Origin of the sequence: Spirulina sp. CCNP1310, assembly GCF_034932185.1 — a bacterium.
Taxonomy (GTDB): Bacteria; Cyanobacteriota; Cyanobacteriia; order Cyanobacteriales; family Spirulinaceae; genus Spirulina.
The window spans coordinates 1-19,928 of the sequence record NZ_JAYGHW010000001.1 but is presented as its reverse complement, the minus strand read 5'-3'; the positions used below and the strand labels follow the sequence as shown (position 1 = coordinate 19,928).

Below are 19,928 nucleotides of genomic sequence, written 5' to 3'. Positions count from 1 at the left end.
CTCCAATTTTCCAAACCAAAACATGAATGCACCTCAGGAATAAGATGAAGAATTTTGACGTATACATTCCCAGTCCCACAAGCCAATGTACTATTTTAGTGGCATAACCTGAGAGAAGAATGCAGCCGATACTGACTATAGAAAACTTGTGCGCTGAAGCAGCCAGGTTTGCTGAAATAGAGTCTATACACGACGAACCTACCCTTTATGGTGTGACAGATGGAAAAGCTGTCGGAACTTACCTTGAACATAAATTTACAGCCTATTTAGCTCAAAATTACACTCATCAACGAGGAAATTCAGCATCAGGTATTGATCTTCCTGGTCTTGAAGTTGATATTAAAGTAACAAGCATAAAGCAACCTCAGTCTTCTTGTCCCTTTAAGTCAGCAACTCAAAAAGTATTTGGATTGGGATACCATCTCCTAATTTTTGTTTATGACAAGTATGATAACCCAGCAAATAGAACTGGAAGATTAAATATGCAGCACGCTATTTTTGTAGACAAGAGCAAAACAGGAGATTTTCAGACAACTAGAGGTCTTATTGATATCTTAAATCGAGATGGAAATAAGGATGACATTATCGCTTTTATAGTTGAAAGAAATTTGCCAGTCGATGAAATAGGTGCAAATCAGTTGGCCGATAGAATTCTGGAATCACCTCCCAATCAAGGATACTTAACAATCTCAAATGCTCTACAGTGGAGATTGCAATACAGTCGAGTCATTCAGCAAGCTGGTAGTACCTCAGGAATAGTTAGGATTCGATAAATAAAGATGGTTAAATCGAGAGAAAAATGGCAATTTGGTGATTTTCAAACCCCTGACAACCTTGCAAGAGAAGTAGTTCAGATTCTTAGGGAAAATTATCAAATATCGCCGGAATTTATCATAGAACCAAGTTGTGGAAAAGGAGCTTTTATTAGAGCCTCACTTAATGTATTCAAAAATTCAAAAATTATAGGTTTGGATATAAATAAGGAATATGTTAAAGAAACAAAACTTTCTGTATCTGAATATTCAAATGTCGAAAATTTAACTGTATGTGAGTCTGATTTTTTTGGTACAGATTGGAAAAATTTTATTTCAAATCTATCAGGATACATTTTAATCATTGGTAATCCTCCTTGGGTTACAAGTAGTGAATTGAGTACTCTTAATAGTCAAAATCTTCCCTCAAAGTCAAACTTTCAGAATCGTCGGGGTATTGAGGCTATTACTGGCTCAGGGAATTTTGACATTTCCGAATGGATGCTGCTGCAATACGCCGAGTGGCTATCGAAAAAAGAAGGTACTATAGCTGTTTTATGCAAGTACTCTGTTGCTCGCAAGGTAATACGTCAGGTAAAACAAAAGTCAGGAAGTAGATTTTTCGCTCATATTTATTTGATTGATGCAAAAGTGCATTTCGGGGCATCAGTAGAAGCTTGTCTTTTTATTTTATCTACTGATGCTAATGGTGATCTTGACTGCAAAGTTTATGAAAATTTACAGTCTAAAAAGCTATCACATCTAATCGGTGAAAGAGATAGATTAATCCTCCGAGATATATTTAAATATGAAAAGTGGAGACACTTGTCAGGTCAAGACTTAAGATATATGTGGCGTTCTGGAATTAAGCATGATTGTTCTAAAGTAATGGAGTTAGAGCAAGTTCATGATTCCTTATTTATAAACGGCATGGGCAAAAAATATTTTTTAGAAAAAATATTTTTGTATCCTCTTTTGAAAAGCTCAGATCTTGGCAATGGTAGAACCGACAATTATCGGAAACTTATTTTAATTACACAAAAATTTGTCGGTGATGATACAATCTCTATTAAAAATGTAGCTCCTAAAACCTGGCAATATCTCCTTGAACATGATGGATATCTAAAAAATAGAAAAAGTTCGATTTACAAAAACAAGCCACCATATTCTATCTTTGGTGTTGGCTCCTATTCCTTCAAAAATTGGAAAATAGCAATTTCCGGACTGTATAAACAGTTAAATTTTTGTCTTGTTGAACCTTTGGGGGGAAAACCCGTAATGTTTGATGATACCGTAAATTTTTTATCTTTTGAGACAGAGGAAGAGGCTAAATTCATTTTTAAGCTTGTTACTTCAAGTCCTTCACTAGAGTTTCTTGACTCTATGATTTTTTGGGATGAAAAGAGACCAATTACGATAGACATTCTAAGGCGGCTATCTATTAAAGAAGTTGCCAGGGAGCTAGGATTTTTAGAAGATTATTTACGATGGGCTGAAGCGTTTCAGGTAGCTTCTAATGGTCAGCTAGAACTGGGATTAGCGGAGAGGCCTTCCCCGTAAATAGTTCAGATATCTACCTAACAAGTCCCTGCACCGGAACGCCGAAAGCTGGTCGGCGAGTTGCTAAGGCTTTATTTTTTAAACCATACGTGATAAAGATCCCCCTCAATCCCCCTTTTGAAGGGGGATTGAGAATCAAATCACATCCTTACGCGCCGCTGCGGAGTTTGTCTAAGACCGAACGATCTTCGAGGGTGGAGGTATCCCCCGCCACCTCTTGGCCAGAGGCAAGATTCCGCAACAAACGGCGCATGATTTTGCCCGATCGCGTCTTTGGCAATACATCGGTAAAGCGAATTTCACCAGGACGGGCGATCGCCCCGATTTCCTTGGCAACGTGCTGCTTTAACTCATCGGTACGGCCCACCACCGCCGCCTCAGCTGGGGGGAGACTAGGGCTGATTCAATTGCGATCGTCCCCAACCGATGGTCCGAAATGTTGATCACATCATCCCCCTGCGGAAAGTGAGGGCTAAGGGTTTTAGCTGATAATGAAGTTTTGTATCTGTTAGATCTGCAATTTTTGCCACATCAATATTCATGTGCTAGAATCCTGGTTAACTTTGGTCATGCAAGGTTAGCCCTTCATAGGATCTTAAGTAGGCTAAGTCTCAGTCATACCGGTTTTCACTAATTGAAGACATTGAATGTTGAAAGAGAGGCAGATCAGGTATTGAACTTAGTTATCCTAGAAAATAATCTACGTCAATCAGAGATAGGGAAGAATGCCTGCAAATAGAACGACTCCTTCTGGACTTGAGTATGGTCCAACGGCCAGGGGTAAAATGTACTTATCGGTATATAAACATAGAGGAGATGGTTCTAGGCGGCACAAAAATTGCTGGTCGGCAGATATTTCACCAGATATGGAGTATGGAATTTTTTGTTCTTCTGATGATAATAACTGGCATGATGAAGAATTAAACTACTGGGGAGTTTTAGATTTAGGGCGGGCTATCCTTGGCGAAAAAGGTGAGCGAATCTGTAAGTTTCCTTGCACAAGTAATGAGCAAGACCCTTGGCACGGTTATCCTGCTTCTCCTAGAGATAAAGGTGCAAGTGATACTCCTCCTGACTTGTTGATTCAGACATGGATTAGCAGGAATATTGTTACAAAAGAAATAGGAAGAAAAATTCAGAAGTTAAAAATATGAAAGTTGTATCGTTGACTTTTCCAGGACGTTTTGAAGATGCGTTTCTATACATGGGACGACTTTTTACAATCACTGAAAATCACTCAGTGTGTGTTTATGACATGAAGCGCATTATAAGCAAGCTTGAGGAGGAAAAAGATCTGCTTGATGCGCCAACTCTCCTATTTTTTCGGAATGATTGGATAGACAGTGAGCAATTTCGGCATCGCCTGGGCGACGAACTAAAGAAAAAAGCATTTCTTCGTGCCATTGAAAAACTTGAATCCGAGCCGATTCAGATCACCACTGATTTTGTGCAGCCAATTGAGTGGGATCTCGGAATAACAGCCGATATCCTTCTTGATTTGAATATTTATAATGGTCGAGCCTATATTGGCACTAACAAGGGACTGTATCATTTAGATCTTGATTGGGAAGCAGAAAGCATTACGCCAATTGCTAAAGCTCAAAAACGACTCGATGCAAAATGTGTTCACACTACAGCTAGATATGGGACTGTAAACGCTTCTTGTGGTTCTGAAGGCTGGTTCTCATTTCTTGATGATTTTGATTTGGGAGCAAGTAATACTCGTAGAGAGAAGCACATACCAGAATATTCATTAAAAACCAATTGGCTTGATTTTGATGTTGTTAATTATCCTACAAGTATCTCTCCAACTTTGTTTAGTAGCGTTAGAACTGCTGCTTCTCAAGCATTTAGTGAATCTAAACAAAATTTTGACCTTGAACAGGAAAGATGGATTGTTACAGATTTAGAAGATGAGGAATTTAGTTTGGATAATCTATTCGACAACTTAAATCATGGATTTTCTTTCGAGAACTTGCAATTCGTGTATAATAGCTCTCAAGCCTTATTTTTAAGTACATATGATGAATATTTTTTTGCACTTCACTTAGAAAGACGTAGTTCTTCAGCACCTACGGTTTCACGTGTGAGTGATTTTAAGGGATTGAAAGGTTTAGTTTCTAGTCTTCATACTATTAGCGCAGGACGGAAACCAGGGCTTATTTTAGAGACAGATGAACAAATTCTCTTGTTTGCGAATTGTAAATTTATTCCGCTTTTTCATGATGAAGTAATTTCTATACGAACTTTTTCTCGGTCGCGGCACTACCGTAATATCGTAAGTATTACGACCTCCGATGAAATTAAATTAATTGCAATTTTTGACGATAAAGCATAAAATAAAGCATAAATATGAAGATATCTAATTAATGCAGTAGACCAGACACACAGAGCCTCCTCACTACGTTTGGTTCATATCTGTTGCTGCTCATTTTAGCCATTGGATAGACAAAATTTTGATAATTTGAAAGTAGCCTATTGTATACCCTAAGTTCTGCTACAGTCTGAGCTAGACCTTGCCTTTCGTAAGCTGCATTGCCAAGTGCATTAAAAAATCATGTAGAGAAGCTGGATATAAAACATATGAGTCGAATAATGCAGTGAAGTGGGTCACAATCAATAGCCCAGGTCTAAAGCTTGTGCTTCACCTGTAAGTTCTTCAAGGGTTTGTAGCCTTTTCTGATCTATGTCATGCTTATAGGCCATCAGGTCATCAAAACGAATCCGGCGATGAGTTCCCACTTTTCGACAGGGAATCTTGCCATTGTCAATCAGACCGATTAGGAATGGACGGGACACATTTAAGAGATCTGCTGCCTGTTGAGTCGTTAACTCAGCCTGTACAGGCATCAACGTCACTGCATTGCCACGGGACATTTGCACCAGAATATCAGTTAAAAAGCGAAAAGCAGACAGGGGTATAGCCACCACTTCTTCGGGCCCATTATCCACCTGTATCCGCAGTTTGAAATCAGGCAAAGGATTGCCAATAGAGTGTTTACCTAGAAATCTTGAAAGCTGACGGCTGGACTCACGGGCAAGCTCTATATCTGCCGCAGTCGGTGCAATTGTCTCTTGAAAATCAGCCATGCCAGTCGCCATTTTCTGCCCTCAGATGGTTGTAGTTACTCCTATTCAGAGCAACTACAACCCCATTGTAACTACAAACGCAATAACTGCAACAAGCGCAATAAACGAAATATAGTCACAACCTACTGATGCCCATCCCTACGCGCCGCTGCGGAGTTTGTCTAAGACAGAGCGATCTTCAAGGGTGGAGGTATCCCCCGCCACCTCTTGGCCAGAGGCGAGATTACGCAAGAGACGGCGCATGATTTTGCCCGATCGCGTCTTCGGGAGCACATCGGTAAAGCGAATTTCACCAGGACGGGCGATCGCCCCGATTTCCTTGGCAACGTGCTGCTTTAACTCCGCCGCTAACGCCTCACTGCCTTGATAATTCCCCTCCAACGTCACAAAGGCAAAGACATCTTCCCCCTTCACCTCATCGGTACGGCCCACCACCGCCGCCTCAGCGACAGCGGGGTGCGAAACTAAGGCCGATTCAATTTCCATGGTTCCCAAACGATGGCCCGAAACGTTAATCACATCATCCACCCGGCCCATCACCCAAAAATAACCATCGGCATCCCGCCGCGCTCCATCGCCAGCAAAATAGAAATGCTGGCCATCCTTGGGCTGAATATGCTCCCAATAGGTACGGCGGAACCGTTGATCATCCCCGTAAACGGTGCGTAACATACTGGGCCAGGGGTGTTTAATCACCAGATAGCCCCCCTCGTTATCCCCCACGGCATTGCCATCGAGATCCACCACATCGGCCAGAATGCCGGGGAAAGGTAACGTTGCCGATCCCGGTTTGGTGGGGGTTGCACCGGGTAAAGGGGTGAGCATAAAGCCGCCGGTTTCCGTTTGCCACCAAGTATCAATAATCGGGCAACGCTCACCGCCGATCACCTTGTGATACCACATCCAGGCTTCCGGGTTAATCGGTTCCCCAACGGTTCCCAATAATCGCAACGATGACAAATTGCGGGCATTGGGGAGATGTTCGCCCATTTTGATGAAGGCGCGGATCGCCGTCGGGGCGGTGTAGAAAATGGTCACGCCATACTTTTCAATCACATCCCAAAAACAGCCGGGATTAGAAGGGCGCGGCACGCCTTCATACATTAGGCTGGTGGCTCCGTTGGAAAGGGGGCCGTAGACAATATAACTATGGCCGGTGATCCAACCGACATCGGCAGTACACCAATAGACATCGGTATCTTTGAGATCCAACGTCCATTTACAGGTGATATGGGTGTAGAGGTTGTAACCGGCGGTGGTGTGGACTACGCCTTTGGGTTTGCCCGTTGTGCCGCTGGTGTAGAGGATGAACAGCAGATCTTCGCTATCCATGGGTTCGGCGGGACAGTGGGCGCTGGCTCCGGCTTGGAGGTCGTGCCACCAATGATCCCGGCCCGGTTCCATGGGGGTTTTATCTTTCGTGCGTTGGACGACGAGGACGTTTTCAACGCTGGGTACGCCGTTATTGGCGAGGGCTTCATCGACGGCGGGCTTGAGGGGGATGGTTTTATCTTTGCGATAGCCGCCGTCGGCGGTGACGACGAGTTTGGCTTCGGCATCGAGGAGGCGGGTTTTTAACGCTTCGGCACTGAAGCCGCCAAAGATGACGTTATGGGGCGCACCGATGCGGGCGCAGGCGAGCATGGCGATCGCCGCTTCGGGAATCATTGGCATATAAATGCCAACGCGATCGCCCTTTTTCACCCCCAACTGTTTAAACACATTGGCCATTTGGCACACTTCCCGATGAAGTTGGGCATAGGTGAGCGTGCGCGTATCCCCCGGTTCCCCTTCCCAGATCAGGGCGGCTTTGTTTTTGCGGGGGGTGGTGAGGTGGCGATCTAAACAGTTGTGGGTGATGTTGATTTTGCCCCCTTTGAACCATTGGGCATGGGGGGGTTGCCAGTCCAGAACCTGCTCCCAGGGTTGGAACCATTCCAGTTCACTTTGGGCCAGTTCGGCCCAAAAGGCGGCGGGGTCAGCGGCGGCTCTAGCGTAGAGTTCTTGGTATTGGGCGAGGGAGGCGATCGCCGCTTGTTGCGCAAATTCAGCAGGGGGCGCAAAGGTGCGATTTTCTTGCAGGATCGACTCAATAGTAGGTTGGGTCATGGGTCAAAATACTCTCAATGCTCTCTAACCCACGATACGACCTTGCCTGGCCGGGGGTGGCGTTTGTTGCAGAAAGATTAACGTATTCGCCCTGATCCGCAATTCTGGAATTGTGGTTATGTGGTGATGATGATTTAGCCCGCACCCTTGAAAAACTGCGCTCAAGAAAGGGCGAAACAAGCTTCGCCCTCACCAATGATTAATGATTAAACCTCAGAAACAATGGGCGGGGCTGGGGGAATCGGCGGCGCAAGGCTGAAATCGCGAAATTGACGGGCTTGTTTTTCAATCCGGGCAGCGAGGCGATTGCACACCAGATTGCAAAGATCATAGATCAAAGGATCTTCCACACGATAATAAGCCGAGGTTCCCGCACTGCGACGGCTGAGAATTCCCGCTTGCAACATAACCTTGAGATGCTTAGACACATTCGCCTGACTGGTTTGGGTTGCATCCACCAGTTCTTGAACACACTTTTCCCCATCCCGCAGCAGGTTAAGCAGCTTGAGGCGCATGGGTTCACTCAACACACTGAAGTATTCAGCTAACTGCTGAATGACTTCTTGGGAAACGGGCTTCGAGGTGACGTGCATGGAGTCTTCACGAAATCAGTGATCCCCAAATCTTAGCAGTCCCACCCCTTGATCACAATAGAAGGGATCTCGATTTCGCCAAATCTTCTCCCCCCCTTAGCTAGGGTTGATGCGCATCAAGGGCTGGCCAAATTCCACCGGCTCACCATTTTGCACCAAAATCTCCATAATTTGGCCATTAATCTCCGCTTCAATCTCATTCATCAGCTTCATTGCTTCGATGATACAGACCGTCTGACCGTTGTTGATGCGATCGCCCGTTTCCACAAAGGGCGGCTCCGTGGGAGCCGGAGCGCGGTAAAACGTCCCCACCATCGGTGAGGTGATGTCCACCCATTTTGGATCCACCGCAGGCGGGGGGGTATCCACCACCGGAGCCGGGGCCGTGAGCGGGGTAGGGGCGGGAGTGGTGATGGGTACGGGGAGGGAAGCCATCGGGACTCCCGGACTTTGGCCCTTTTTCACGGTGAGTTCAAAGGCTTCGCCCTTGAGACTAAATTCCGTGATATCGGTTTGGGCGATCGCCCCTAGCAACTCCCGAATTTTTTGAAAATCAATAGACACCAACAGTCTTATCCTCAACACGAATGAATGCAAACAAACCCAACCCAATGGCTCCCATGGCTGAATAATCCGCCAATCCCGCCCCTGGGGGCTTACCCTGGGGGCTTAATTTTCCCGACCGAGATAGCTATCGGTGCGGGTATCAATCTTAATTTTTTCGCCAATGGAAATAAACAGGGGAACCATCACCTGCGCTCCGGTTTCGACGATGGCGGGCTTGGTTCCCCCCGTCGCTGTATCCCCCTTCACACCGGGATCCGTGTCAGTAATCTTGAGCACCACCGAGTTAGGTAGCTCCACCTCCAGAACCCGAGTCCCCCAAGTGACGATATTAATTTCCATTTCTTCCTTGAGGTATTTGACGCGATCGCCCACCTGTTCCGGTGTGAGGCGCATTTCCTCATAGGTTTCCATATCCATAAACACCAGTTCATCCCCTTCCCGGTAGGTGTGCTGCATTGTGCGCTTTTCCAGCACTGCTTGAGGGACGGTTTCTCCGGCGCGGAACGTGCGCTCCACCACATTGCCGGACTGGACATTTTTTAATTTAGTGCGCACAAAGGCTGATCCTTTCCCCGGTTTGACATGGAGAAATTCCACCACCCGCCACACTGAGCCGTCTAAATCAATGGTTACACCGGTTCTAAAATCATTGCTCGAAATCATGGGTTTTCCGCAGGCCAAGACAATTCGCCCTCCATTGTACCCCTGTTGGGGTTCCCCCTTTGGCAATCAATCTCAACTCCGGGGGGAGAGGATTGTGGGAAGATGGGAGAAACCCGCAGTCATCCACATTTTTTCAAGTTTTGATTTAATTTTTATGTTCTATCCAATTTTGCAATTTTGGCAGCAGCTTGGGCATTGGGCCCGATGCCAGGCTCGATCCGGCTTGATTTTGGGCATCAGCCTTGGGGCGATCGCCTTTTTTAGCTTCGCTCCCCCCGCCACCGCTGGCCTCGCCCAAGGCAATGCCATCACTGACCCCGCTGCCCTCCTCCGCTATGCCCTACCCTTGGATAATCCCGAAGTGCGGAAACTCCAAGGCCATTTAGAAGATATTGGCGATGCCCTGCGCAGTAAACGCTGGCCCGTGGTGGAGAGCAATATTAAATCCGCTGGCCGCAGCCTCACCTACGGCGACAGCAAGATTTTAGCCAGCGTGGGGGGCGATCGCCAGCCCCAAGCCGAAACCCTCCTCAACCAATTGCGCAACGAAATCGAACAACTACAGGGCGCAGTAGAAGGCCGCGATAAAGATGCCATTTGGACGTTACGCCGCCAAGCCTTGGCCCAGGTCAGCAATCTTGAAGCCCTGATGGTGGATCAATTCCCCTTTGCCATCCCCGCCGAATATGCCCATTTGCCCCAACTCAAGGGCCGGGCAACGGTGGAAATTGAAACCACCCAAGGCTTGTTAACCGTGGTCGTCGATGGCTACAGTGCGCCGATTAATGCTGGTAACTTTGTCGATCTCGTCCAACGGGGCTTTTATGACGGCCTCCCCTTCTTCCAAAACCAAGACTACATCGTCCAAACCGGCGATCCTGAAGGGCCAGAAGTGGGGTTCATTGACCCCAACACCAAAACCTACCGCGCCATCCCCTTAGAAATTCTGGTTAAGGGCGAACCCCAGCCAATTTATGAAATTACCCTCGAAGATGCAGGCCTCTATCTCGCGGATTTAGCCCTGCCCTTTAACGCCTACGGCGCGATGGCCCTGGCTCGCCCCAGCGATGACCCCAACGGCGGTTCCTCCCAGTTCTTTTTCTTCCTCTTTGACCGCGAACTCACACCCCCTGGGTTTAACGTCCTTGATGGTCGTTATTCTGTCTTTGGCTATGTGGTGGAAGGTCAGGAGGTGTTACGCAGCCTCAGCGGTGCGGATCAGATCCTCAAGGCGCGGGTGATCCAGGGGGCAGAAAATTTAGTCCAGCCCAGTTAATTTGCCAATGAGCGCCACCCTTGCTGATTGGGGAGAACATCGCCTCCTCCGCCGCTTACAACGCTTTTCCCCTCCGGCGGTGGTGGGGGATGATGGGGCGGTGTTAAAGCCGGAAGAGGGGCGATCGCTCGTCGTCACCACCGATGTTTTGGTGGCGGGCGTACATTTTAGTGAGGCCACCACGCCCCCCGATGCCGTCGGTTGGCGGGCCATGGCCGCCAATCTTTCCGACCTAGCAGCCATGGGGGCTACCCCCTGGGCTGTGACGGTGGGCCTGAGTTTACCTCCCGATACCGAAATTGCTTGGGTAGAAGCTCTCTATGGGGGAATGCAACGGTGTTTAGACCGCTACGGCGGCGCGATTGTGGGGGGGGATCTGACGCGATCGCCCACCCCCACCCTCGCCATCACTGCCTTCGGTCAAGTCGATCCCGGTCAGATTCTGCGCCGCCAAGGGGCCCAAGTGGGGGCGGCGATCGTGGTGACGGGCTACCATGGCAGCGCGAGGGCCGGCTTGGCTTTGTTGTTGGGGGAAATGGCGGCGAGGGCGGGGGGCGATCGCTGGATCGCCGCCCATCAATATCCCCAACCCCGTTTAGATGTTCTCGCCCCCTTGCAAAGATTAACCTTGGGGGCAAACATTGCCGCCATGGATAGCAGTGATGGCCTAGCCGATGCGGTGGTGCAGTTATGCCGGGCCAGTGGCGTGGGGGCGGTTTTAGCCGCCGACCAGATCCCCCTCGATCCGGATTTAATCACCGCCGTCGGGCAAGAATTAGCCCAGGGGTGGGCGCTCTATGGTGGCGAAGATTTTCAATTAGTCCTCTGTTTACCCCCCCAGATTGCCGCTGCCTTGGTAGCAGAGTTGGGGCCACCAGCGGCGATCATTGGGACAATCACCGCCGGGCTTGAGGTGGTCATAGGGGAGGGCGATCGTCTTCAATCCCTCGATCAAGCCCAAGGTTTCCAGCATTTCCCAGCCCCTTAGCCCTCCATCAATCCTAGATAAGCCCTCACCCCCAACCCCTCTCCCAAACGCGAGGAGAGGGGAGTCGGAAGCTTCACAAATCATTCTGGATTCCGATAATTTCGGGTGAACCCATCCCCCCCACTTTCTGAGGCCAAAATGATCAGTGTTTAGCCATTTCTAAAGAAAAAGAGTTATCCTACAAAAGCAGTCTAAATCTACAGTTAGGCAAGCGTTTCAATCCGTGTAAAAAAAATTTGCATCATGAAGAAAATTCTGGTTGTCGTGACAAGCGTTCCCAAATACCCTAACCTCGAGCGGGCTACAGGCCTATGGTTGGGGGAGGCCGTCCATTTTGTCAAGAAAGTAGAAGCAGCGGGCTATGGGGTAGATTATGTTAGTCCTGAAGGGGGCTATACCCCCATCGATCCCCATAGTTTAGCCATGGCTGAAGCCGTTGATTGGCAATGGTATCAGGATAAAGAGTTTATGCGTAAACTCGGCGCAACATTGAAACCTAGCGAAGTTAATCCAGATGACTATATTGCCATCTATTTTGCCGGGGGGCATGGCGTGATTTGGGATTTCCCAGATAATGAAGAATTGCAGGCCATTAGTCGCAAAATCTATGAACAAGGGGGCTATGTCTCCTCAGTCTGCCATGGGGCTGTGGGTTTACTCAATATCAAGCTTTCCGATGGCACATTGCTGATTCAAGATAAGCAAGTGACCGGGTTTTCCGATGAGGAAGAAAAATTAGCAGAGCTTGATCAATACGTGCCTTTTCTCACCGAGACTGAGTTAAAAGCACGGGGAGCTATCTATAAGAAGGCGGATCAGCCCTGGGCTTCATTTGCGATCGCCGATCAACGTCTAGTCACAGGTCAAAACCCCGCATCCGGTAGCGCAGTGGCAGATTTACTCTTACAAGCCCTAGGCTAACCTCTTCCCCCAACCCTGAGCAAGAACTGACATTGTGCAGGTTGCGCAATCAAGGGTGCGTCAGCCTTGACTACTCCCCGCTCTAAAGAGACGGGGATTCCCCGGAGGGATTTCAGAACTTCCGATAGGTGGATTTCTAGGCGAAGATGAAGCCGCTCTTTTGCTCTATGGATTCATTGATCTGACGCACCTTAAAGCACAGGAATGCCTTCAAGACTTCGGCAATTGATGCCACATAAAGCGGGCTACCCCTAAGCCCGCCAAGGCACTGAGGAAAATTAGCAGGGGTAGGGCGATTTCCCCTGGTAATCCCCCAGAGCGCGGCAGCAATAGAGGCGGTGCAAGCACCGTCCCTACTACCGTTGTCGTCCCTAAGCCCAAACTGGTGGCCACGACGGCCCGCTCCAAAGCCTGCTGTTGGCGGGATTGCTCAATTTGCAATAACCCCGTCATCACCCGGAGGGCATCTTCTAACTGGCGTAACCCTGGACTCAGTTGGTGATAATCCCGCTGCATGGGGCGGAGGTAACGGCGAATGGCAAAATTTTTAAACCGTTCTAGGTATTGGCTATCGTCGGGTTCATGGGGGTTGAGGCTGTGGGAATGATTGAGTTTTGCCACCAAACGACAGCGGTCTTGATAGCTTTGGAGATCCCCCTCTAGGGTGTGAATGTGGGTGTTGAATTGATGTAACGCTGCCCCATATTGGGAGAGGAGGATGAGGCTATGGCGGAGCAGATGGGTAAGGTGTTGGTGGGAAAGGTTTTCCTGATGAACTTGTTGGTTAACCTGATGGCAAATTTTCTCCACCTCTTGACCATAGTTGTTGAGGGTTGTTTTTAAATCCAAGGTGCGGCAATGGGCCCAAGTGGCACGGTGGCGATAGAGGCCGAGGGTGAGGAGGTGGTGGTAGAGCTTATCGAGGCGTTTAAGGCTGGCTCCAGGATCGAACAAACAGATGTAGAGGTGGAAATAGTTCTTGTGATCTGTGATCATGCAGCCATGGGTCATGGCGCATTCATCGCCCCCTGGTGGTCGCCACAGTTCAAAAAAACTCGCCCCCATCAGCCGCCCTTGACCAATCAGATCCTTAGACCAATCCGGTTCGCTGGTGAGGGCAAGGGCATGGTAGCAATCCTTAGCCACATATTCTGGGTTTTGATCCGCCGCCGCCAACCGCCCCACTAATAACCACGATCGCCCCCATTCCCCAGGGGCGATCGCACTTTCGGTGATCAATTGGGCTTTAATGCCTGCAAAACAATCAATTGGTTTGGCCTGATACGTCCATTCCGCATCTTCGCTATCCATGCCATTAATTTGCAAAGCATAGGCATCGGGGAAAATGCGCTGATAAAGGTAGCCATTTTGGGGGGGACGCAAGCGTTTCGGCTGTTTATTGCCAAGGGCTTGGCGATCCGCGTTAGCGTACCCATCCCGTTGGCCTTCGTTGGTCGAGTCACGGCCATCGTAGAGGAATAAGTTTAAGGCAGGGTAGACGAGGCAGGGAGCGTGATCCATGGCAGCAGGGCGCAAAATCAGCAAGACCCCCCCACAGGATCTGTAATGGGAGTCTTTAGACCCTTTCCGGTTCAAGGGGACTGAAACCGGAAAATTGCTTGATTGTCGATCTTTGCGGTTGCATTAAACGTCTCTAAATGGGCTTGAATCTCTAGGGGAAGTTGGGGGAATGTTAAAGTGCAATCCCCTGCGGCCAAATCTGGCCAAAAATAGCGCAGTGCCTTGGCCGCTTCTGCAATTTCTGCCTCATCTTGCAAATAAAAGGGCGGCCCCATTACCAAGCGGGACATAAAGGGGAAGGAGCGTTCCGCAATCCAATCCCGCGATAACTCTGGCAAGTTTTCCCAACCGGGGAGGGATTTAACGCAATAGGTTTTCAGATCGAGGCGAATTTGCTCCCGTTCCTGCCATAATTCAACAATCCGATAGGGGTGGGGATAGCCCACCAGGGAGCCGGTGAGGATTTCCGTTAACCCTTCGGTTTGGGCCACATCTTGAATATGGAGATGGCCGGTGAGGGTCAGTTGCACGCCGTTGGCCCGCAGCAATGCCCGCAACCGGGCGGCATCCTTGAGCATATAGCGGCGGCCAAGGGGATGGGTGGCTTGATGGGGCAAATGTTCTAAAACATTGTGGTGGATCATGACGATGACGAAGCGATCGCCCCACTCCGGCAAAGAAGCTGCTAACCATTGCCATTGTGCTTCATCCAAACACCCCAATTGTTTTCCTTCGGGATCAAACTGAGTGGAATTGAGGGCGACTAATTGCACCCCCGGCACCAGTTCACAACCATAGTAAAGCTGTTGGGGATTGTCATAACCAAACCGTTGATAAAGGGGGGCAAAATCTCCCATCCCTATGGTTGCATCATCCCCCAAAGGGTGAATCAAATCATGATTTCCCGGTACAACATAAGTCGGAAAGGGGAGTTTTTCCAGGCGATTCAAAAGCCAACGGTGGTTATCCCATTCTCCATCCTGGGTCAGATCCCCTGGTAAGAGCAGAAAATCGAGATCCAACTGCTCCAAATGGGCTAAAACTTGCTCGAAGGCGGGAATACTCACTTCCACCAGATGAAATCCGGGTTTAGGACTAATGGTATGGGGAAGGGCAATGTGGAGATCGCTGGCGATCGCAAACCGGCACAATCGATTCATAAAACAAAGGGGCAATATTCACCCCCATAAATTAGCACTTGAGTTCTAATCAAGAAAAGAGGATAGAGAAGAGAGGATAGAGGAAATGGAGATTTCCCGCTTACTCCTCACTTCTCACTGATAAAATCAGTTTAGATGTTTTACTCACTGCTCTATGGTTGCCCAAATCCCTCGCCCGGCCGTTACCGTCACTTGGGAACCTTTACCCCCGGACTATGTTCTTCCCGATGATCCTGTGGAAAATATTCAACAGCCTTGGCTTGCCGCTGCCCTCACCGAAGCCCTCGACTGCGCTGGCCGGCTCACCCCCGAAATGCTGATCGCCTCTAACTTTGGCCTCGTCGCCACCCTTAACCGCAATATCACCGTTAAAGCGCCGGATTGGTTCTATGTTCCCCAAGCCCAACCCGTCCCCCCCGGTGAAATTCGGCGCAGCTATACCCCTGGTGTGGAGGGCGATCGCGTGGCCGTTGTGATGGAATTCCTCTCCCAGGAAGATAATGGGGAACTTTCCGTCCGCGCCACGCCCCCCTATGGCAAGCTCTATTTTTACGAGCAAGTCCTCCAAGTCCCGACCTACGTCACCTATAACCCCTATGAGCTAACCCTTGATGTCCGCTGTCTCACCCAAGGCCGCTACGAACTGCAAACCCCCACCCCAGAGGGCCGGTTCTGGATTCCGGAGTTAGCGCTCTACCTGGGGCTATGGCAGGGGGAACGACAGAATCAAGATATTTATTGGCTGCGGTGGTGGGATGGCAAGGGCAATCTTTTGTTATGGGGGAGTGAATATCAAGCCCTCGAACGAGAGCGGGCTAATCTTGAACAGCAACGGGCCGATCTCCAACAGCAACGGGCGGAACTGCTAGCGGCCAAGTTGCGCGAATTGGGCATTGATCCCACCACCCTTTAATCGCCCATGGGTGAGGGCGAAAGGTTTTTCGCCCCTACGGTGATCCTGATGGGTGAGGGCGAAAGGTTTTTCGCCCCTACGGGTTTGGTGTTGTAGAAATTGAGCAGGATTAAATTTAAAGTTTGCACGTTCTTTTAACCTTGATGCGGATTTTATTGGTGGATGATGAGGTGGAATTGACCACGCCCCTGAGTCGGGTACTCCGTCAGGAGGGCTATGGTGTGGATGTGGCCCATCAGGGGGCGGCGGGGCTGGCTTTGGCCCAAAGGGGGGATTATCAACTGTTGATTTTGGATTGGATGTTACCGGCTCCATCAGGGTTGGAGATTTGCCGGGAATTGCGATCGCAGGGGGATCAAACCCCCGTTCTCTTCCTCACCGCCAAAGATACCCTGGACGATCGCGTCCTCGGTTTAGATGCCGGAGCCGATGACTATTTAGTCAAACCCTTTGAACTGCGGGAACTCCTTGCCAGGGTGCGGGCCTTGTTGCGGCGGTTCCCCCTTCAACCTAGCCCCCGACTCACCTGGGGAGATCTCGCCTTTGACCCCGATAATCGCCTTGCCTACCGGGGAGATTGCCCCATCGAACTCTCGGAAAAAGAAGCCCAACTCCTGGCCTACTTTCTCCAACATCCCGGCCAAACCCTCACCCATCAACAACTGCAAGAACACCTTTGGGGGAGAGAATCCCCCCCCAATAGCAATGTTTTAGCCGCTTTGGTGCGCCTGCTACGGCGCAAAATTGAGCAGGGGGATGGGGCTAACCTAATCCATACCGTCTATGGCAAGGGCTACCGCTTCGGCGAAGGGCTGTGATTTTGGTGAGAGGCCTCATAATGGGGGGAGTGACCCCTCTATTCAGCCTCAATGTTGCCTCTGTTTGTGCCTTTGCCCATTAATCTTTTTCCGCTCCTGGGGGCGATCGCCGGGGTTGGCCTGGGGATCCTGATCGGGGCAGCTTGGCCCAGAGGGCAACGCCGTGATCTGCCCTTGGAGGCTGCCAATCCCCTAGTGGGGGATAGCGAATGGGTGCAAACCCTCTTTGATGCCAACCCCGCTTTTTTCCTGGCCCTCACCCCGGCAGGCAAAATTGCCATGATGAATCGGGCTATGCTCAACACCCTGGGCTATCAGTTGCCCGAAGTCTTCGGGGCGGATTTTATTGACGCTTGTATTCCCCCAGATCATCGGGAGGAAATGACCGACTTTATCCTCCAGGTTAATGCTTCTTTGGGGCTGAGTATTCATATTAGTCAACTGCTTACCCGCAGCGGCCAAGTGTTGACGGTGGAATGGCAAGCAAAGCCGATTGTGAGGCGCGATCGCACCTCCTATGAATTCTGCTTTCTGGCGGGCATGGACATCACCGAGCGCCAACGGGCCGAGGAAGAACTCCACCTCCTCCACAGTGTCACCCAATCCGTCAGCCTCGCCATCGATTTTGACCAAGCCCTTAGGGAAGTTTTAGCGCTGCTTTGTGAAGCCACCGGCTGGGGATTTGGCGCAGTGTGGGTTCCCAATCATGAGCAAACCCATTTAGAAATCAGTCCCGTTCGTTACTACAATTCTCATCTCAATCGGGGGGAGCAAGAGTGTTTTAGCAAATTTTGGCAGGAGAGTCAGGACTCTCGTTTTGCTTGGGGGGAAGGGTTGCCGGGGCAAGTGTGGCAAAGTCAGCTTCCCCAATGGATTCCCGATTTATCCCAGTTGACGGAGGCGGGGTTAATGGGTCGGGGTAGCCGTGAAAGCATCCCCCTTTGTGATCAGGCGATCGCCACTGCGGGAAAGATCCGCGCCTGTCTATTAGTGCCGATTATTGCCGAGGGGCAGGTGTTGGCGGTGTTGGAATTTGCGATGCTCGCAGCCAACCGAGAAGAACCGCGCTTAGTGGAGTTGGTGGCTTCGGTGGCGATGCAGTTGGGGGGAGTCTTTCAGCGCAAGCGAGCCGAAGCCCTATCCCAAGCCGCTGAAGCCAAGTATCGCGGCATTTTTGAAAATGCCGTTGAGGGCATTTTTCAACTGGATAGCCAAGGCCATTATTTGAACGTTAACCCCGCCCTGGCAGCAATCTATGGCTATGAATCCGTCGCTTCCTTTTTAGCCATTCAAGCCCAACAGCCCGTTCCCCCCTACGTCCAACCGGAACGCTACGAAAAACTCCTCCTCCAGTTACAAATTCACGGGGAGGTGAAGGAGTTTGAATCGCAAATTTATCGCCGTGATGGTCGGGTGATCTGGATTTCTGAAAATGCCCGGCGCATTTGTGATCCGCTGGGGGCCATGACCCAAAATCAGCCGTTGGTGCGTTATGAGGGCTGTGTGGTGGATATTACCAGTCGTAAGTTAGCGGAGGAAAATCTCCGTTACAACGCCACCCATGATGCCCTCACGGGGTTGTGGAATCGGGCCTATTTCCTCAAACAAGTGACCCATTGCCTGATAGAACAGCAATATGTACCGGCCTTTGCGGTGTTGTTTCTCGATCTCGATGGGTTTAAGTTGGTCAATGATAGTTTGGGCCATTGGTTGGGGGATGCGTTGCTGGTGGCGATCGCCCGTCGTTTACAAACCTGTCTCCGCCCCACCGATACCCTCGCCCGTTTGGGGGGGGATGAGTTCACGATTTTAATCACTCCCCTCGGAACCAATGCCGCTGCGATCGCCTTAGCCAATAAAATCCTCAAGATTCTCGCTGAACCCTTTGATATTGCTGGCCATCGCGTCTTTACCGGGGCCAGCATTGGCATTGTGCCTCACCAACCCCATTACCGTCAGGCGGAAGAACTCTTGCAAGATGCCGATATTGCCATGTACCGCGCTAAAGCGCAGGGCAAAAACCGGGCGGTCTGTTTTGATCCCCTCATGCGCCAAGCCATTGTCCGCCGCCAACAATTGGATACGGATTTACGCAGTGCGATTCAGCAGAATCAGCTTTGCCTCTATTACCAGCCGATTATGAACCTACAAACCCAAACTTTAATTGGCTTTGAGGCCTTGATTCGCTGGCAACATCCCACCGCTGGTTGGCTATCCCCTTCGGAATTTATCCCCCTGGCCGAAGAGCGAGGACAAATTGAGGCGTTGGGAGAATGGGTGTTGCGCCAAGCCTGTATCCAGGGGCGGCTGTGGCAGGAGCAGTTTCGGGGTTATCCTTTGACGATGAGTGTCAATTTGTCCAGTCGGCAATTAAAGCCCCAATTGAGCGATCGCATTGCCTTAATTTTGGCGGAAACGGGGCTGAACCCAAAAACCCTGAAGTTAGAGATTACGGAGACGGCATTAATGGATGATCCCCAGGGAGCAATTGCGATTTTAAAAGCGTTACGAGGGCAAAAAATTCAGATTTGCATTGATGACTTTGGCACGGGTTATTGTTCCCTGAGTTATCTCCATCGCTTTCCTCTCGATGTCTTGAAAATTGATAAATCTTTTATTGATTACATTGATCAAAATAGCGAAGATATGGAAATTGTCCGGGCGATTATTTCCCTAGCTCAGGGCTTAAATCTCAGCATCATTGCCGAAGGCATTGAATCTATCCCGCAACTGGAAATGCTCCGTCAATTAGATTGTCCCTATGGCCAAGGCTACCTATTTTTCCAACCCCTAACCGTGGAAACTGCCACGCAACTTTTAAAGCAATCTCTTGTGCAACCCTCAGCCAGCCCCTAATCTGCTCCCTCTATTTTCATGCATAGGGGCGTTGGCGTAAGCCTGCCGGAGGCATAAAAATTTTTCGCCCCCAGTTCGCCCCCAGTTCGCCCCCCAGTTCGCCCCCAGTTCGCCCCCCAGTTCTCCCCCAGGCTAATCCAG

The 19,928-nt window shown here is 49.8% G+C and carries 18 protein-coding genes and 1 pseudogene; 10 read left to right on the top strand and 9 right to left on the bottom strand.

The features are described from left to right. The first annotated feature begins 119 nt into the window (after positions 1–119). Both VB712_RS00095 and VB712_RS00090 read left to right on the top strand, forming a co-directional pair. Complete coding sequence (locus VB712_RS00095; protein WP_323250857.1) at positions 120–773, top strand: hypothetical protein; 654 nt, start codon at positions 120–122, stop codon at positions 771–773. A 6-nt stretch (positions 774–779) separates the two neighbouring features. Beyond that, positions 780–2,312 (top strand): N-6 DNA methylase, encoded by a 1,533-nt coding sequence (locus tag VB712_RS00090; protein ID WP_323250855.1) that lies wholly within the window; start codon positions 780–782, stop codon positions 2,310–2,312. 148 nt (positions 2,313–2,460) lie between these two features. Here VB712_RS00090 and VB712_RS00085 read toward each other — a convergent pair. Next, positions 2,461–2,765: pseudogene (locus VB712_RS00085) on the bottom strand (AMP-binding enzyme); the annotation flags it as partial. Between the two features lie 272 nt (positions 2,766–3,037). Between VB712_RS00085 and VB712_RS00080 the strand changes: the two are divergent. Together VB712_RS00080 and VB712_RS00075 are read left to right on the top strand one after the other, a co-directional pair. Next, positions 3,038–3,466, top strand: a complete 429-nt coding sequence (locus VB712_RS00080; protein ID WP_323250851.1) for a hypothetical protein — start codon at positions 3,038–3,040, stop codon at positions 3,464–3,466. Beyond that, on the top strand, positions 3,463–4,650 hold the full coding sequence (locus VB712_RS00075; protein WP_323250849.1) for a hypothetical protein: 1,188 nt from the start codon (positions 3,463–3,465) through the stop codon (positions 4,648–4,650). Before VB712_RS00080 ends, VB712_RS00075 begins: the two co-directional genes overlap by 4 nt. A gap of 278 nt (positions 4,651–4,928) precedes the next feature. Here the strand turns inward: VB712_RS00075 and VB712_RS00070 are convergent, their stop codons facing one another. The 5 genes from VB712_RS00070 to efp all read right to left on the bottom strand — a co-directional run bounded on the left by VB712_RS00070 (position 4,929) and on the right by efp (position 9,334). Then, positions 4,929–5,414, bottom strand: a complete 486-nt coding sequence (locus VB712_RS00070) for a helix-turn-helix domain-containing protein (protein WP_323250847.1) — start codon at positions 5,412–5,414, stop codon at positions 4,929–4,931. A gap of 126 nt (positions 5,415–5,540) precedes the next feature. Further along, positions 5,541–7,511, bottom strand: coding sequence for an acetate--CoA ligase (gene acs / locus VB712_RS00065; protein WP_323250845.1), 1,971 nt, complete (start codon positions 7,509–7,511; stop codon positions 5,541–5,543). A 206-nt stretch (positions 7,512–7,717) separates the two neighbouring features. Then, positions 7,718–8,104, bottom strand: coding sequence for a metalloregulator ArsR/SmtB family transcription factor (locus VB712_RS00060; protein ID WP_323250843.1), 387 nt, complete (start codon positions 8,102–8,104; stop codon positions 7,718–7,720). A 96-nt stretch (positions 8,105–8,200) separates the two neighbouring features. Beyond that, positions 8,201–8,668: an acetyl-CoA carboxylase biotin carboxyl carrier protein gene (accB, locus tag VB712_RS00055; RefSeq protein ID WP_323251070.1), complete on the bottom strand. Its 468-nt coding sequence runs from the start codon at positions 8,666–8,668 to the stop codon at positions 8,201–8,203. Between the two features lie 105 nt (positions 8,669–8,773). Then, a complete protein-coding gene (gene efp, locus VB712_RS00050) occupies positions 8,774–9,334 on the bottom strand; it encodes an elongation factor P (RefSeq protein WP_323250841.1) in 561 nt (186 codons plus the stop codon). Positions 9,335–9,488: 154 nt separating this feature from the next. Here efp and VB712_RS00045 point away from each other — a divergent pair, with 154 nt between their 5' ends. The 3 genes from VB712_RS00045 to VB712_RS00035 all read left to right on the top strand — a co-directional run bounded on the left by VB712_RS00045 (position 9,489) and on the right by VB712_RS00035 (position 12,519). Beyond that, complete coding sequence (locus VB712_RS00045) at positions 9,489–10,610, top strand: peptidylprolyl isomerase (protein ID WP_323250839.1); 1,122 nt, start codon at positions 9,489–9,491, stop codon at positions 10,608–10,610. A 7-nt stretch (positions 10,611–10,617) separates the two neighbouring features. Then, a complete protein-coding gene (thiL, locus tag VB712_RS00040; protein ID WP_323250837.1) occupies positions 10,618–11,598 on the top strand; it encodes a thiamine-phosphate kinase in 981 nt (326 codons plus the stop codon). A 240-nt stretch (positions 11,599–11,838) separates the two neighbouring features. After that, a complete protein-coding gene (locus VB712_RS00035) occupies positions 11,839–12,519 on the top strand; it encodes a type 1 glutamine amidotransferase domain-containing protein (protein WP_416236206.1) in 681 nt (226 codons plus the stop codon). 210 nt (positions 12,520–12,729) lie between these two features. Here VB712_RS00035 and VB712_RS00030 read toward each other — a convergent pair whose 3' ends face one another. Both VB712_RS00030 and VB712_RS00025 read right to left on the bottom strand, forming a co-directional pair. After that, positions 12,730–14,040, bottom strand: coding sequence for a hypothetical protein (locus VB712_RS00030; RefSeq protein WP_323250833.1), 1,311 nt, complete (start codon positions 14,038–14,040; stop codon positions 12,730–12,732). Between the two features lie 71 nt (positions 14,041–14,111). After that, a complete protein-coding gene (locus VB712_RS00025; protein ID WP_323250831.1) occupies positions 14,112–15,200 on the bottom strand; it encodes a metallophosphoesterase in 1,089 nt (362 codons plus the stop codon). 154 nt (positions 15,201–15,354) lie between these two features. Between VB712_RS00025 and VB712_RS00020 the strand changes: the two genes are divergently transcribed. Continuing rightward, entirely contained in the window at positions 15,355–16,113 is a 759-nt protein-coding gene (locus VB712_RS00020) for a Uma2 family endonuclease (protein ID WP_323250829.1), read from the top strand. Here the strand turns inward: VB712_RS00020 and VB712_RS00015 are convergent. Next, positions 16,110–16,241 (bottom strand): hypothetical protein, encoded by a 132-nt coding sequence (locus VB712_RS00015; RefSeq protein WP_323250827.1) that lies wholly within the window; start codon positions 16,239–16,241, stop codon positions 16,110–16,112. The genes VB712_RS00020 and VB712_RS00015 overlap by 4 nt on opposite strands. Positions 16,242–16,256: 15 nt before the next feature. On the opposite strand from VB712_RS00015, the gene rppA reads away from it, so the two are divergent. Both rppA and VB712_RS00005 read left to right on the top strand, forming a co-directional pair. After that, the gene (gene rppA / locus VB712_RS00010) at positions 16,257–16,931 is read left to right on the top strand and encodes a two-component system response regulator RppA (RefSeq protein WP_323250825.1); all 675 of its coding nucleotides are present in this window, start codon (positions 16,257–16,259) and stop codon (positions 16,929–16,931) included. 51 nt (positions 16,932–16,982) lie between these two features. Then, entirely contained in the window at positions 16,983–19,787 is a 2,805-nt protein-coding gene (locus VB712_RS00005) for an EAL domain-containing protein (protein WP_323250823.1), read from the top strand. The last annotated feature ends 141 nt before the right edge of the window (positions 19,788–19,928 follow it).